General features: G+C 65.1%; 17 protein-coding genes and 1 tRNA gene. 12 read left to right on the top strand and 6 right to left on the bottom strand.

What is annotated here, in order from left to right; translation table 11 throughout:
- From cmk to aroA, 3 genes are read right to left on the bottom strand one after another with little or no spacing between them, the layout of a single operon-like run.
- Positions 1-627, bottom strand: a complete 627-nt coding sequence (gene cmk, locus FHS75_RS00750; protein WP_179405814.1) for a (d)CMP kinase — start codon at positions 625-627, stop codon at positions 1-3.
- Positions 624-884, bottom strand: coding sequence for a CBU_0592 family membrane protein (locus FHS75_RS00755; RefSeq protein ID WP_179405815.1), 261 nt, complete (start codon positions 882-884; stop codon positions 624-626). The genes cmk and FHS75_RS00755 overlap by 4 nt, the downstream gene beginning before the upstream one ends.
- Positions 881-2,224 (bottom strand): 3-phosphoshikimate 1-carboxyvinyltransferase, encoded by a 1,344-nt coding sequence (gene aroA / locus FHS75_RS00760; RefSeq protein ID WP_179405816.1) that lies wholly within the window; start codon positions 2,222-2,224, stop codon positions 881-883. The genes FHS75_RS00755 and aroA overlap by 4 nt, the downstream gene beginning before the upstream one ends.
- 178 nt (positions 2,225-2,402) lie before the next feature.
- Here aroA and FHS75_RS00765 point away from each other — a divergent pair, with 178 nt between their 5' ends.
- The 12 genes from FHS75_RS00765 to FHS75_RS00820 all read left to right on the top strand — a co-directional run bounded on the left by FHS75_RS00765 (position 2,403) and on the right by FHS75_RS00820 (position 10,275).
- Positions 2,403-2,726, top strand: coding sequence for a TIGR02300 family protein (locus FHS75_RS00765; RefSeq protein ID WP_179405817.1), 324 nt, complete (start codon positions 2,403-2,405; stop codon positions 2,724-2,726).
- A gap of 120 nt (positions 2,727-2,846) precedes the next feature.
- Positions 2,847-2,922, top strand: a tRNA-Ala gene (locus tag FHS75_RS00770).
- Positions 2,923-3,054: 132 nt separating this feature from the next.
- Positions 3,055-4,506 carry a signal recognition particle protein gene (ffh, locus tag FHS75_RS00775; RefSeq protein WP_179405818.1) on the top strand — a complete coding sequence of 484 codons (1,452 nt, stop codon included), beginning with the start codon at positions 3,055-3,057 and terminating at the stop codon, positions 4,504-4,506.
- Between the two features lie 34 nt (positions 4,507-4,540).
- The gene (gene rpsP, locus FHS75_RS00780; protein WP_179405819.1) at positions 4,541-5,077 is read left to right on the top strand and encodes a 30S ribosomal protein S16; all 537 of its coding nucleotides are present in this window, start codon (positions 4,541-4,543) and stop codon (positions 5,075-5,077) included.
- 6 nt (positions 5,078-5,083) lie between these two features.
- A complete protein-coding gene (gene rimM / locus FHS75_RS00785; RefSeq protein WP_179405820.1) occupies positions 5,084-5,575 on the top strand; it encodes a ribosome maturation factor RimM in 492 nt (163 codons plus the stop codon).
- A 55-nt stretch (positions 5,576-5,630) separates the two neighbouring features.
- Positions 5,631-6,341, top strand: a complete 711-nt coding sequence (locus tag FHS75_RS00790; protein WP_179405821.1) for a DUF5818 domain-containing protein — start codon at positions 5,631-5,633, stop codon at positions 6,339-6,341.
- Between the two features lie 175 nt (positions 6,342-6,516).
- Complete coding sequence (locus FHS75_RS00795) at positions 6,517-6,954, top strand: hypothetical protein (protein ID WP_179405822.1); 438 nt, start codon at positions 6,517-6,519, stop codon at positions 6,952-6,954.
- Between the two features lie 49 nt (positions 6,955-7,003).
- The gene (locus FHS75_RS00800) at positions 7,004-7,450 is read left to right on the top strand and encodes a hypothetical protein (protein WP_179405823.1); all 447 of its coding nucleotides are present in this window, start codon (positions 7,004-7,006) and stop codon (positions 7,448-7,450) included.
- Between the two features lie 52 nt (positions 7,451-7,502).
- Entirely contained in the window at positions 7,503-8,249 is a 747-nt protein-coding gene (trmD, locus tag FHS75_RS00805; RefSeq protein WP_179405824.1) for a tRNA (guanosine(37)-N1)-methyltransferase TrmD, read from the top strand.
- Complete coding sequence (gene rplS / locus FHS75_RS00810) at positions 8,246-8,620, top strand: 50S ribosomal protein L19 (RefSeq protein WP_179405825.1); 375 nt, start codon at positions 8,246-8,248, stop codon at positions 8,618-8,620. The genes trmD and rplS overlap by 4 nt, the downstream gene beginning before the upstream one ends.
- A gap of 195 nt (positions 8,621-8,815) precedes the next feature.
- Positions 8,816-9,841: an aspartate-semialdehyde dehydrogenase gene (locus tag FHS75_RS00815; protein ID WP_179405826.1), complete on the top strand. Its 1,026-nt coding sequence runs from the start codon at positions 8,816-8,818 to the stop codon at positions 9,839-9,841.
- 65 nt (positions 9,842-9,906) lie between these two features.
- Positions 9,907-10,275: a carboxymuconolactone decarboxylase family protein gene (locus tag FHS75_RS00820; protein ID WP_179405827.1), complete on the top strand. Its 369-nt coding sequence runs from the start codon at positions 9,907-9,909 to the stop codon at positions 10,273-10,275.
- Positions 10,276-10,288: 13 nt separating this feature from the next.
- On the opposite strand, the gene FHS75_RS00825 is transcribed toward FHS75_RS00820, so the two are convergent.
- From FHS75_RS00825 to FHS75_RS00835, 3 genes are read right to left on the bottom strand one after another with little or no spacing between them, the layout of a single operon-like run.
- Positions 10,289-11,857, bottom strand: a complete 1,569-nt coding sequence (locus FHS75_RS00825; RefSeq protein WP_179405828.1) for an MDR family MFS transporter — start codon at positions 11,855-11,857, stop codon at positions 10,289-10,291.
- Position 11,858: 1 nt separating this feature from the next.
- The gene (locus tag FHS75_RS00830; RefSeq protein WP_179405829.1) at positions 11,859-12,947 is read right to left on the bottom strand and encodes an HlyD family secretion protein; all 1,089 of its coding nucleotides are present in this window, start codon (positions 12,945-12,947) and stop codon (positions 11,859-11,861) included.
- Entirely contained in the window at positions 12,940-13,383 is a 444-nt protein-coding gene (locus FHS75_RS00835; RefSeq protein ID WP_179405830.1) for a MarR family winged helix-turn-helix transcriptional regulator, read from the bottom strand. Before FHS75_RS00835 ends, FHS75_RS00830 begins: the two co-directional genes overlap by 8 nt.
- Positions 13,384-13,397 lie beyond the last annotated feature (14 nt).

Genomic DNA, 13,397 nt, shown 5'->3' on the forward strand with positions numbered 1-13,397 from the left:
TCACCTGCCATGACGCGCGGTTTCCACGATACGGATGGCCTCTGCAATCGCCTCTTCGCGACCGAGTACGGATGTGTCGAGCACGATGGCATCGCGCGCGGGCTTGAGCGGGGCCTCGGTCCGGTTGCGGTCACGCTCGTCGCGGCGTTCGAGATCGGCCGATATGTCGGCGAGAGTCGTGTCGCGCCCGCTTTGCCGCATCTCCTCGAAGCGACGTCTTGCGCGGGCATCGACACTGGCGGTCACGAAGAGTTTCACCTCGGCATCCGGTGCGATCACCGTGCCGATGTCGCGCCCGTCCAGCACCGCGCCGCCCGGCTGCGTTGCGAAGCTGCGCTGACGTTCGAGCAGGGCCTGCCTCACGGCATGATGCACCGACACCCGGCTTGCGAGGCCGCCCGTCGCCTCGGACCGCAGTTCGGGGTCGGACAGCATCGCGTCGGGGAAATCGCAGGCTGACAGGGCATCGCGTTCGTCGTCCGGATCGAGGCCGCGTAATGCAACCTGATGGCCGACCGCGCGATAGAGCAGGCCGGTATCGAGGTGCGGCAGCCCGAAACGAGCGGCAATCGCCTTTGCTATCGTGCCCTTGCCCGATGCGGTGGGCCCGTCGACCGCGACGATCATGCCCCGCGTTCCCGCCGCCGCGCGACGATGGCCTTGGCAAGTCCCCAGATCGCGATGGCTGCCCAGAATGCTTCGAGCACCAGCGAGGCCAGGTTGATGTGGACGGTCAGCGAGATCGCGAGCAGCGCGGCGCCCGCAAGGTTGACGCCATGCTGGATGAAGCGGTTGGGCTGCTCGACGGCGGTGATGTACCAGTACGCGAAGATGATGCAGGCCGTGCCGATAAAACCGATGTAGTTGGCAACGTCGTCGCTCATTGCGCCAGGCCGTCGAGCAACGCTTCGAAGTTCGGGAAACTCGTGGCGATGGGGCGGGTGTCGTCGATCTCGACGCCGCGCTCGCTGGCAAGGCCCGCGACCGCCATCGACATCGCGATGCGGTGGTCGAGATGCGTGGCGATCGCCACCCCGTCGGTCCCGTGCAGCGCTTCGCCGCCGGTCCCGCGAATGATCAGCCCGTCCTCGCGCTCGTCGACCTCGGCGCCGGCATCGGTAAGCGCCTCGGCCATGACACGCAGGCGATCCGATTCCTTCACGCGCAGTTCGTCGAGGCCGGTCGTCGTCGTCGTCCCGCCCGCCATCGCGGCAGCCACGAACAGGGCGGGGAACTCGTCGATCATGCTCGGAGCAAGGGCGGGGTCTATTTCGATGCCGCGCAAGGGGGAGTGGCGCACGACCAGGTCCGCGACCGGCTCGCCGCCGACTTCGCGCACCCCATCCTCCTCGATGTCGCCGCCCATCATGCGCAGCACCTCTACCAGCCCGGCCCGCGTGGGGTTCATGCCCACGTTCTCGACGCGGACCTCGCTGTCGGGAACGAGCAGCGCGGCCACGATGAAGAACGCGGCGGAAGAGGGATCGCCGGGAACCACGATATCCTGCGGTCGCAGGTCGGCCTCCCCGGCGATCGAGATGACCCGCTCGCCAGCGGGGCCTGCTTCGACCTTCAGGTCCGCACCGAAGCCTGCGAGCATGCGCTCGGAATGATCGCGCGTCGGCACCGGCTCGACGACCGTGGTGATCCCCGGCGTGTTCAGGCCCGCAAGCAGGATGGCGCTCTTGACCTGCGCCGAGGCGACCGGGAGGCGATACTCGACGGGAACGGGTGGCGACGCGCCGCGCATCATAAGCGGCAGCGTGCCGCCGGGGCTGGCGGTGAAGTCGGCCCCCACCAGCGACAGCGGCTCGATCACCCGGCCCATCGGACGCTTCGAAAGACTGGCATCCCCGGTGAACGCGACGGTCAGCGGATGGCTCGCGAGCAAGCCCATCAGAAGGCGCGTCGAAGTGCCCGAGTTGCCCATGTCGAGCGCGCCTTCGGGTTGCAGCAGCGAGCCGACGCCGACGCCGCTGACTTGCCACTCGCCCGGCGAGGTGCGTTCGAGCCTGGCTCCCAGCGCACGCATCGCCGCGGCCGTGGCCAGCACGTCTTCCCCCTCGAGCAGGCCGGAGATCCGGCTCCGGCCAACGGCGAGCGCGGACAGCATCAATGCACGGTGGCTGATCGACTTGTCGCCGGGCACGCGGACCGTGCCGCGAAGCGGACCTGCCGGGGCGAAACGGCGCGGGCGTGGCAGGCTGTTCTCGGCAGATGTCACGTCGGCGCTTTCGTCTGGCGGGCTTTCAGGGGCGCGCGGCTTTTGACAGCGCGAAGGCTCTATGGCAAGGCGCGCGCCCTGATGCGTGCCGTGGCTTGATTTGCAAGGCCGGCATTCCCATCAAGTACGGAATTTTCGAACTGCCCTGCGACGGGTGGCGACATCGTGAGGATTGTTGATGGTTAAGCCAGAATGGGGCGCCAAGCATGGTTGCCCGAAATGCGGCACCCGTTTCTACGACCTGGGCAAGGACGATCCCGTGACCTGCATCGAGTGCGGGCACGAGTGGACGCCCGAGCCGGTGCTGAAGTCCAAGCAGCCGATTCCTTTCGAGGAGGCTCAGAAGGACGAGAAGAAAAAGAAGGAAGAAGACTCCGATCTCGCCGATGACGATCTCGACATCGACGAGGACGACGATTCGCCCGACAACGACGTCGATCTGGGCGGCGACGACGATCTCGGCGTCAGCAAGGGCAGCGACGACGACGACGAAGAAACCTGATCGCCCTGCTGCAAAATACCCTTGCCAAGGCCGGGGCGCGTCACTAGAGGGCGGCGTCCCGGGCCACAGGCGCGGGAAATGCGGTTTCGCCACCCAGGACGGGCCGCAGCGAAATGGATCGGGGCCGTAGCTCAGCTGGGAGAGCGCTACAATGGCATTGTAGAGGTCAGGGGTTCGATCCCCCTCGGCTCCACCATTCGCAGGGATTACGCCACGGTTCGGAACGTGGTATGGGAATACGGGTTACACGCTGGCTGACGAGGTTTCGTCCGCCGGCGTTTTTGGCGTGATCGGCCTCGTGCGGATCGCCGGTTAGGAGTGCGCGGATATGTTCGACAGCCTGTCAGATCGCCTCGGCGGCGTCTTCGATAAGCTGCGCGGGCGCGGCGCGCTCAAGGAACAGGACGTTCGCGACGCCATGCGCGAGGTGCGCATCGCGCTTCTCGAAGCCGATGTCGCGCTTCCCGTTGTTCGCCGGTTCGTGGATCAGGTGACCGAAAAGGCGGTCGGGCAGTCGGTTCTGAAATCGGTGACTCCCGGCCAGCAGGTCGTGAAGATCGTCAACGACGCACTGGTCGAGATGCTGGGCGGCGAGGAAACCGTCGGCCTTACCCTCGATGCCAGGCCGCCCGTCGTCATCATGATGGTCGGTCTTCAGGGCTCGGGCAAGACGACCACCACCGGCAAGCTCGCCAGGCTAATTCGCGAGAAGCACGGCAAGAAGCCGATGATGGCCTCGCTAGACGTCAATCGTCCGGCCGCGCAGGAGCAGCTTGCGGTGCTCGGCGAGCAGACCGGCGTCGCGACGCTGCCGATCATCCAGGGACAGCAGCCCGTCGACATCGCCAGGCGCGCCTTGCAGGCCGCGAAGCTGCAGGCGATCGACGTTCTGCTGCTCGACACCGCCGGCCGCCTCCATGTCGACCAGCAGCTCATGGACGAGATGAAGGCGGTTTCGGAAATTTCCGAGCCGACCGAAACGCTGCTAGTGGTCGACTCGCTGACCGGACAGGACGCGGTCAACGTGGCCCAGAGCTTCTCGGGCGAGATCGACCTGACCGGCGTCGTGCTGACCCGCATGGACGGCGATGCGCGCGGCGGCGCGGCGCTCTCGATGCGCGCGGTCACCGGCAAGCCGATCAAGTTTGCCGGTACCGGCGAGAAGATCGACGCGATCGAGCCGTTCCATCCCAAGCGCGTCGCGGGACGCATCCTCGGCATGGGCGATATCGTCTCGATCGTCGAGAAGGCGGCGGAGACGGTCGAGGCCGAGGAAGCCGAACGCATGGCCGAGCGAATGGCCAAGGGGCAGTTCGACATGAACGACCTGCGCAGCCAGCTTCGCCAGATGCAGAAGATGGGCGGCCTTGGCGTGCTGGCCGGAATGATGCCCGGGATGAAGAAGGCCAAGCAGGCGATGCAGTCGTCGGGCATGGATGACCGGGTGCTGCTGCGCATGGACGCGATCATCGGATCGATGACGCCGAAGGAGCGCGGCAATCCGGCGCTGCTCAATGCCAAGCGCAAGCGGCGCATCGCCTCTGGTTCGGGCACGCAGGTGCAGGACGTGAACAAGCTCCTGAAGATGCACCAGGAAATGACCAAGGCGATGAAGCAGATCAAGAAGATGGGCGGCCTGAAGGGGCTCGGCCAGCTTTTCGGCAAGGGCGGCATGGATGCCGCCATGCCGGGCCTGGGCGGACCGGGGCAGGGCGGCTCGATGCCTGGCCTTGGCGGCCCCGGTGGACCTCCCGATCTTTCGAATTTCTTGAAGAAATAGATTTCAACCGTTTGATTTTGAAAGGTAAGAACTAATGGCAATTGCAATGCGTTTGTCGCGCGGCGGCGCGAAGAAGCGGCCCTACTACAAGATCGTCGTTGCCGACGAGCGCGCTCCGCGCGACGGCAAGTACCTTGAGCAGATCGGCACCTACAATCCGCTGCTCGGCAAGGACGATCCCGACCGCGTGAAGCTCAACGAAGATCGCGCGCGCTACTGGGTCGGTGTCGGCGCGCAGCCGTCCGACCGCGTTGCCCGCTTCCTCGATGCCGCCGGCATCCAGGAGCGTGCGGCCCGCAACAACCCGCAGAAGGCCGAGCCGGGCGAGAAGGCCAAGGAACGCGCCGAAGAACGCGCCTCCAAGGCAGCCGAGGCCGAGGAAGCCGCCAAGGCAGCAGCCGAAGCGCCCGCCGAGGAAGCTCCGACCGAGGAAGCAGCCGCTGACGAAGCGCCCTCCGAAGATGCAGCCGCCGAGGATGCGCCCGCGGAAGGTGAAGGCGCCGCCGCCGAGGCCGCCGAGACTGCGGACGGAGCCGAAGAGGCCGCCGGCGAAGAGAAGGCAGAGGGCTAACCTGCCTTGCCGGGCGACCGCACCGTCACGCTCGCCGTCGTAACCGGCGCGCACGGCGTGACGGGCGAGGTTCGCATCAAGCTGTTCGGAGAAGGCGTGGCGGCGCTCAAGCGCTTCCGCGCCTTCAACGATTCCAGCCTGACGCTTGCGAAAGTCCGGGAGGACAACAAGGGCGGGGCCATCGCCCGTTTCGCGGAAGTGACCGACCGCAATGCCGCCGAGGCGCTGCGCGGTGTGGAACTGACCGTGCCCCGCTCGGCCTTGCCGGACCTCGAAGCCGGTGAATACTACCATGCGGACCTGGTCGGCCTTCCAGCCGTGTCCGACACGGGCGAGGCGCTGGGCACGGTCGTCGCAGTCGAGAATTTCGGCGCAGGCGACATCCTCGAGATCCTAAGGCCGTCGGGAAAACGCTTCATGGTCCCGATGATCGAGCCTGCGGTGCCCGAATGGGACGACCGCCGGCTCGTCGTGACAGCGGCCTTCGCCGAGGACTGACCTTCCAGGAGGCATCGGACAGGAACCATTGGGTCGCGTCGCGCCTTCATTTCACATGAGGAACAGAGCATCGACCATCGCTGCGGCGGTCGCGCTCTCGCTCGCCGCCGCATCCTGTAACGGAGAACCGGAGGCCCCCGAGCTACCGCCGAGCGACCGTGCTTCGGCAGCTGTATCCGCGTTCGATGTGCCCGACGAAATGTCCCGGGAAGGGCGTATAGCCGATGGCGTCGAATGTCCGGTCCTGCGAACGCCCGATGGAGAAATCTGGGCGCTCGAGCTGGGCGAAGCCGACTTCGGTCCGGGCGATTACGTCCGGGTTACCGGGTCCCAAGCCGATGTAAGCACATGCATGCAGGGCGAGGGAACGATCCGCGTAGCGCGCCTTGAGGCCATCGATCCGCCCGCACACGACCGCGATCCCGCCCGTGCCGGAGGCATCGCCCTCTCCATCGAATACGTCCGCGGAAGCTGGGTCGCGAAAGGGATCGGCGCCGATTGTGAAAAGCCCGACTTCGATGTCACCGTCAATTCGCGCGGAATGGCGATCATCGAGACACGAATCAACGGCTTTCCGGAGACCGGCGTCGTCGATGTCGGACCGACACCGGGCCTGCAATGGGATGAGCCGCTCCCGACGCTCCCGATCGAGACTCGCGGCCCCGATGGCCTTGCGGTGAAGCCACCCGGCGACGGGCAGACCGTTATGCTGGCGGGCCACAGGATTGAGGGCGACGGAATTGTCTTCGTCAAGTGCGCAGCCTGAGTCCGACCTGCCGGCGTTTCCGGTCGTGGCTACGCTAAGCTTATAGTTTAAAAAGGGTAATTGATCGCGCGTACTGACCTTGAAAAATCTCTACTTGCGTTTCTCCGAAAACAGGAGAACTAAAACCGGGTTGGCCAACAACAAAACTGATTCCTTTCTTGAAGGAGCGAAGTATATGGCCGATTTCATGAAGTCCACCAACCCGCAGGTCCCCGTCATTTTCAACGTCGGCAAGGCCGTCGGGCAAGGCGGCGTCAACGATGCCGAGGATGTCGCGCTGGCATCCTACCTGATGAGGCTATCCGCGAAGGCGGCCAAGTCTCCCGAAGCGAGGAAGGTCTGCGCCGCAACGAAGGTCACCTCGACGTGCACGCCGGAATTCGTCGCTAGCATCAAGGCTCTCCAGAACTCCCTGAAGCTCTCTCCCGACGGTAGGATCAGTCGCTCATCGCAATCAGGCCAGTACGGGAACGGCGTTTACCTCATAGCTTCGTTCAACAAGCTGGTTCGCGACGGATACCCGGACCTTTGGCCGCGGATCGACCGCATTCCCGACGTCCCCTCGCCGGGTCAGATCACGTCGCTGGTGAAGCGCGGCATCATCGGCATCTGAAACGGGACAATCATCAGGGATCGAAGGCCCCCAAATCGAGGAGGACGGCTTGGCGAAATTCCAGATCACGCAGTCGACGATGCTTCCGGTATTCTTCAACACGGACGCAAACGTAGGGTACAACAGTCCGAACCGGCAGGAAGACGTGTTCCTCGTCACTTTCCTGATGCGTTGCGCAGCAAGTTGCAGCGTGATCGAGAGGGAGATCAAGCCGGACTTCGAGAGGATCACGGTCGGTACGGTGAACGAGCATTTCATCGCCACGGTTCGCAAGTGGGAGAGGCTGCGCGGAACCATGCAGGACGGGTGGATCAGCACCGCAAGGGGCTCGGTCAACTACCAGGGACGGAACGGGCCGGCGGCCTTTCTCGTTGCCGTGCTGAACTGGGATACGGGCAAGGCTTTTCCGAACGCATTTCCGAGGATCGACCTCATCCCGCAGTGTCCGGCCCCCGTGACGGCGCTGGTCAGGCGCTCGCTATGCATCAGCGGATAGCCCCGTGCGGATAAGTTGACATGGCGGGCGGGCGCGTGGATCAGCCCGCTCCATGACGTTTGCTGCCACTGTCCTCACGCTCTATCCGGAAATGTTTCCCGGGCCGCTCGGCGTGTCGCTGGCGGGCAGGGCGCTTAATCAGGGCACGTGGTCGCTCGACACCGTGCAGATCCGGGACTTCGCGACCGACCGCCATCGCACCGTCGACGATACGCCAGCTGGCGGAGGGGCAGGGATGGTGCTCAAGGCCGATGTGCTGGCAGCCGCGATCGACCATGCGCGCGCCCTTCGCCCCGGTTGCCCGGTGCTCGCCATGACGCCGCGCGGAAAGCCACTTTCGCAGGCAAGGGTCCGCGAGCTCGCCGCAGGTCCGGGGATCACGGTCGTGTGCGGGCGCTTCGAGGGGTTCGACGAGCGCATCTTCGCCGCGCGCGACGTCGAGGAAGTGTCGGTCGGCGACATCGTGCTGTCGGGCGGCGAGCCGGCGGCGATCATGGCTCTCGACGCTTGCATTCGGCTGCTTCCCGGCGTAATGGGCGCGGCTTCAAGCGGAACCGAGGAATCGTTCGAGAACGGCCTCCTCGAATATCCGCATTATACCCGACCTGTCGAATGGGAAGGGCGCACGATCCCTGAAGTGCTGCGATCGGGGGATCATGCGAAGATCGCCGCCTGGCGGAAGCAAAGGGCGGAAGAAGACACTCGGTCACGCAGGCCGGACCTTTGGGAGCGCCACGTCGGCGCTCGGGCCCAGTCTGCCTCTGGCGCGCGGCAAAAGAACGAAGGACCAGGCTCATGAACCTGATTCAGCAGATCGAGGCCGAGGAAATCGCCAAGGCCGCCAAGGATATTCCCGAATTCCGTCCGGGCGACACCGTCCGCGTCGGCGTGAAGGTCATCGAAGGCACGCGCGAGCGTGTGCAGAACTTCGAAGGCGTGTGCATCGCGCGGTCGAACCGCGGCATGGGTTCGAACTTCACCGTCCGCAAGATCAGCTTCGGCGAAGGCGTCGAGCGCGTTTTCCCGCTCTATTCGCCCAACATCGACAGCATCACCGTCGTCCGTCGCGGCGTCGTGCGTCGTGCCAAGCTCTACTACCTGCGCGGCCGCACCGGCAAGCGCGCCCGGATCGCGGAACGCCGCGACAACCGGGCGTCCGCCGAAGGCTGACCCCGGACCGCAAGGTTTGTTTCAGCGAAAGGCGGCTCGGCTTCGGGCCGCCTTTTTGCTGTTTCCGGGTGACGTCACACGCCCCGAAGCTGGCCTATCTGACAGGGGGCGTGTGACCTTGCCATGATCCGGCGGCACGTTTAACGCGCCGATTTCATTTGCGCCGCAACCCGGCGCTGCCAGAGGACGAATACGATGGGATACAGGGTCGCCGTGGTCGGCGCGACGGGCAATGTCGGTCGCGAGATGCTGAACATTCTCGCCGAGCGGGAATTCCCCTGCGACGAGCTAACCGCCGTTGCCAGCTCGCGTTCGACGGGCAGCGAGATCGAGTTCGGCGAGACCGGCAGGATGCTCAAGGTCAAGAACATCGAGCATTTCGACTTCACCGGCTACGACATCGCCCTGTTCGCAGCCGGATCCGGCCCGACCAAGACCTATGCCCCGAAGGCGGCGAGCCAGGGCTGCGTGGTGATCGACAACTCGTCGCTCTATCGCATGGACCCGGACGTGCCGCTGATCGTGCCCGAAGTGAACCCGGACGCGATCGACGGCTATACCAAGAAGAACATCATCGCCAACCCGAACTGCTCGACCGCGCAGATGGTCGTCGCGCTCAAGCCGCTGCACGATGCCGCGAAGCTCAGGCGCGTCGTCGTCTCGACCTACCAGTCGACGAGCGGCGCGGGGAAGGCCGGCATGGACGAGCTGTTCAACCAGTCGCGCGCGATCTTCGTCGGCGACCAGGTCGAGCCGGAAAAGTTCACCAAGCAGATCGCCTTCAACGTGATTCCGCACATCGACGTCTTCATGGACGACGGCTCCACCAAGGAAGAGTGGAAGATGATCGTCGAGACCAAAAAGATCCTAGACCCCAAGGTGAAGGTCGTGGCGACCTGCGTGCGCGTGCCCGTGTTCGTGGGCCACTCGGAATCGCTCAACCTAGAGTTCGAGGAAGAGATTTCCGCCGAGCAGGCGCAGGAAATCCTGCGCGAGGCACCGGGCTGCATGCTCGTCGACAAGCGCGAGGACGGCGGGTACGTGACGCCGGTCGAGTGCGTCGGCGAATACGCCACCTACATCAGCCGCGTGCGCGAGGATCCCACGGTCGAAAACGGCCTGGCGCTGTGGTGCGTCTCGGACAACCTGCGCAAGGGCGCCGCGCTCAATGCCGTGCAGATCGCCGAACTGCTGGGACGAAAGCACCTCAAGAAGGGCTGATTTGATCCTCGTCATGGTCTCCTTGCACCGGCCCGGCGAAAGCGGGGCCGACAGGAGGTGACGATATGGCGAAAAGCAGCTTCAAGGACTGGCCGGCGATGGCCAGGGCGATGAACCCGGCAGTCGGCGAACTCGGCAAGAGCGCGCCGGGCGCGATGAAGGCATTCCGCGAGATGGGTGCGGCAGCGCTGGAGGAGGGCGCGCTCGACACGCGGAGCAAGGAGCTCATGGCCGTGGCGATCTCGGTCGCGATGCGCTGCGATCCGTGCATTACCTATCACGTCGCCGCAGCGCGAAAGGCGGGTGCCAGCCGCGACGAGATCGCCGAAACCGTGGGACTTGCAATCTACATGGGCGCCGGCCCTTCGGCGATGTACGCCGCGCAGGCACTGGAAGCCTTCGATCAGTGGAGCGACAAGGCGGGAGAGGGCTGATCGCCCCTGCCGCCTAGCCCCCCGGCCGCTTGATGCGAACGAGGAACGCGAGCGGCAGCGAAAGCAGGCACGCCCAGCCCATCAGGTAGAAATCGTTCAGGTAGCCGATCATGGCTGCCTGCCGGTTGATCTCCATGTCGATCATCCGGAAGGCGGCCTCGCCCACCGGGCCGGCGATGCGTGCCTGGTCGATGTCGATCATGGGAAGCGTCGTCGCGGTGATATTCGCACCCAGCTCGGCGTGGTTGATCTGGATGCTGCGCGCGAGGATCGAGACAACGACCGAAATGCCGACGGACGCGCCGACAGACCGCGTCAGGTTGAGGATGGCGGACGCCTCGGTGCGCAGCCGTGGCGCCAGCGTGGCGAACGCGGCCACGTTCAGCGGAATGAAGATCAGACCGAGTCCCAGCCCCTGAACGACGCCGGTCCAGATAATGTGAAACGAATCCACTTCGAGGGACCACGCGGACATTTCGAACATCGAATAGGCGGTCAGGCCGAAACCAGCGGCGATGACGATGCGCGGGTCCGCTCCCCTGCGGATCAGGAAGCCGGCGAGCTGCATCGATATGAGGACTCCGACGCCGCGCGGGGCAAGCACGAAGCCGGTATCGAGCACATCGAAGCCCAGCAGGTTCTGCAGCATGGGCGGCAGCAGCGCGAGCGTGGCGAACACCGCGATCCCGACCACGACCATCACGAGCAGAGCGATGACGAAATTGCGGTCCTTGAACAGTGCGCGGTCGAAAAGCGGATTTCGGGACATTGCAAGGTGGACCACCGCCCCCCAACCGCACGATGCAGCCAGGGCGGCATAGACCCATGCCTCTGCCGAGTCGAACCAGTCGATATGCTCCCCGCGATCGAGCAGGAGCTGCAGGGAGCCCAGGAACAGCGCAAGAAGCGCGAAGCCGAGGAAATCGAGCCGAACCTTGGCCTTGGTCCAGCGCGGGAGCTGCGTGATCATCAGGAACAGCGAAATCGCACCCAGGGGGACGTTGACGAAAAAAACCCAGCGCCATTCGAAATTCTCGGTCAGCCAGCCCCCGAGGATCGGGCCGGCGATGGGGCCGATGATGACGCCCATGCCCCACAGGGCCATCGCCTGCGGGTGACGCGAGGGCCGCGTGACGTCGAGCAGCACGGCCTGACTCAGCGGCATGAGGAAGGCCCCCGCCACGCCCTGGCCGACGCGGAACGCCACCATCTGCGTCAGGTTCGTGGCCAGCCCGCACAATGCCGAGAAGATCACGAAGGCGGCGGTCGACAGGATGAACAACTCGCGCATGCCCATCCGCCCGGCGAGCCATCCGGTGATCGGGAGAGCAATGGCCGAAGCGACGATGTAACTGGTGAGAACCCACGTCACGGTCTCGGTCGTCGCTCCAAGCGCGGCCTGCATATGGGGGAGGGCAACGTTCGCGATGGTCGTGTCGAGAACCTGCAGAAGCGCGGCAAGCATGACGCCGATGTAGACGAGCGGAACGTTGTCGCAGGGAACCTCGGCTACGTCCCCTGGTGCCGAGCCGGATCCCGCAGCGGCGGCTCCGGGTGCACCGGACTTCGCGTGCGAGGCCAAGTCAGTCCTCCGTCCGGACGGTTACCTCGACCGATTGACCTGCAATCAGCTTGCGCGGCGAATCCTCGTCGATCGCGATGCGCACCGGTACGCGCTGGGTCACCTTCACCCAGTTGCCTGACGCGTTCTGCGCGGGGAGCACGGAGAATTCGGAACCCGTTCCCGCTCCGATCGATACGACGTGTCCTTTGAGCTCGAGGCCGGGGTAGGCATCGAACCCGATCCTGACGGGCTGGCCGGGTTGCAGTTCGTCGAGCTGCGTTTCCTTGAAATTCGCCTCGACGTAAGTGCTTTCCTGGCCGACGATTTCCAGCATCGGCAGGCCGGTCAGCGCCATCTGCCCAACTTGCAGCCGCGCCGCTTGCGCCACCTGTCCCGAGAGCGGAGCGGTTATGCTCGTCCGCCGCAGGTCGAGTTCGGCCTTCGCCTTCCGGGCCTCGGCTGCGGCGATGCGGGGGTTCCTGCCGGGCGCCGCAGCGCCCTGCGCGAGCCTGGCCCTGGCTTCGGACTGGCGGGCCTGCGCGGCTTTCAGCGACTCCCGTGCCTGCTGCACCGAATGGCGCGCCGCATCGTAGTCGGCCTTGGTGGTGAACCCGCGTTCCCAAAGCGCCTGCTGACGCTCGAACCTGGACTGGGCAAACGCGATGTCCTCACGCGCGGCGGAGATGTCGGTACCGCTCAGGTCGGCATCGCTGGCGAGCGCGGTGACGTTGGCCTGCGCTTCGGCAAGCGCTGCGTTGGCGTCCTCCAGGGCAATCCGATAGGGTTCGGGATCGATGCGGAACAGGGGGTCGCCGGCCTTCACCTGGTCGCCCTCCTTGACGAAAACCTCGGCAATCGGGCCGGTTATCTCGGCGGTGATCGAAACCGAATCCTGCTTCACGTAAGCGTTGTCGGTCGAAACCTTGCCCTGGAGCGAAAGCCAGTACCATCCGATCCCTGCAAGGATCAGCAGCGGCATCAGGATCATCAGGACGAGCTTCTTGCGCTTGCGCCGTTTTTCCTGCTTCGTGTCGCTGCCTTCAGGTGTCCCTTTTTCCGTGGCGGCAGTCGTTTCGCTTTCGTCTATCCGGGGATCGGCTTCAGCCATTGGCGGCCAGCCTTTCCTCGCGCAGCGAACCGAGCCGCCCGCGCAGCTTGTCGAGGCCGGATGCCATCGCGGACCGCTCGTTCTCGTCGAGCGCGCCCGCAATGTCCTCTATCACCGCATCGATGACGGGACGCAGCGAGTTGATGGCTTCCTTGCCCTGTGATGTGAGCATAAGTCGCCGGGCACGCCGGTCCTTGGGATCGGGTTCGCGCGCGAGGAGGCCGGCTTCCTCCATCCGGTCGACCATCCGGCACAGCGTGATCGGTTCGACCTCGAGCAAGTCGGCGTAGGCGTTCTGGTTCAGCCCCTCCGACCGCTGGACGGTGAAGAGCATGCGGGCCTGCGGGCCGGTAAGGCCGAAGGGCCGGATCAGGTCGTCGAAATGCCTGCGCAAAAGGCGCGAGCAATCGACAAGCTGGTAACCGAGATTGTCCATGAAGCGCGCATATA

Source organism: Novosphingobium marinum (assembly GCF_013408095.1).
GTDB lineage: Bacteria > Pseudomonadota > Alphaproteobacteria > Sphingomonadales > Sphingomonadaceae > Novosphingobium > Novosphingobium marinum.

Coding starts and splice junctions, on each gene's coding strand:
- ffh (WP_179405818.1), top strand. CDS start 3,055: ATGTTCGACAGCCTGTCAGATCGCCTCGGCGGCGTCTTCGATAAGCTG.
- FHS75_RS00830 (WP_179405829.1), bottom strand. CDS start 12,947: ATGGCTGAAGCCGATCCCCGGATAGACGAAAGCGAAACGACTGCCGCC.
- FHS75_RS00765 (WP_179405817.1), top strand. CDS start 2,403: ATGGTTAAGCCAGAATGGGGCGCCAAGCATGGTTGCCCGAAATGCGGC.
- FHS75_RS00755 (WP_179405815.1), bottom strand. CDS start 884: ATGAGCGACGACGTTGCCAACTACATCGGTTTTATCGGCACGGCCTGC.
- FHS75_RS00835 (WP_179405830.1), bottom strand. CDS start 13,383: ATGGACAATCTCGGTTACCAGCTTGTCGATTGCTCGCGCCTTTTGCGC.
- FHS75_RS00790 (WP_179405821.1), top strand. CDS start 5,631: ATGAGGAACAGAGCATCGACCATCGCTGCGGCGGTCGCGCTCTCGCTC.
- trmD (WP_179405824.1), top strand. CDS start 7,503: ATGACGTTTGCTGCCACTGTCCTCACGCTCTATCCGGAAATGTTTCCC.
- rplS (WP_179405825.1), top strand. CDS start 8,246: ATGAACCTGATTCAGCAGATCGAGGCCGAGGAAATCGCCAAGGCCGCC.
- FHS75_RS00795 (WP_179405822.1), top strand. CDS start 6,517: ATGGCCGATTTCATGAAGTCCACCAACCCGCAGGTCCCCGTCATTTTC.
- cmk (WP_179405814.1), bottom strand. CDS start 627: ATGATCGTCGCGGTCGACGGGCCCACCGCATCGGGCAAGGGCACGATA.
- rpsP (WP_179405819.1), top strand. CDS start 4,541: ATGGCAATTGCAATGCGTTTGTCGCGCGGCGGCGCGAAGAAGCGGCCC.
- FHS75_RS00820 (WP_179405827.1), top strand. CDS start 9,907: ATGGCGAAAAGCAGCTTCAAGGACTGGCCGGCGATGGCCAGGGCGATG.
- FHS75_RS00815 (WP_179405826.1), top strand. CDS start 8,816: ATGGGATACAGGGTCGCCGTGGTCGGCGCGACGGGCAATGTCGGTCGC.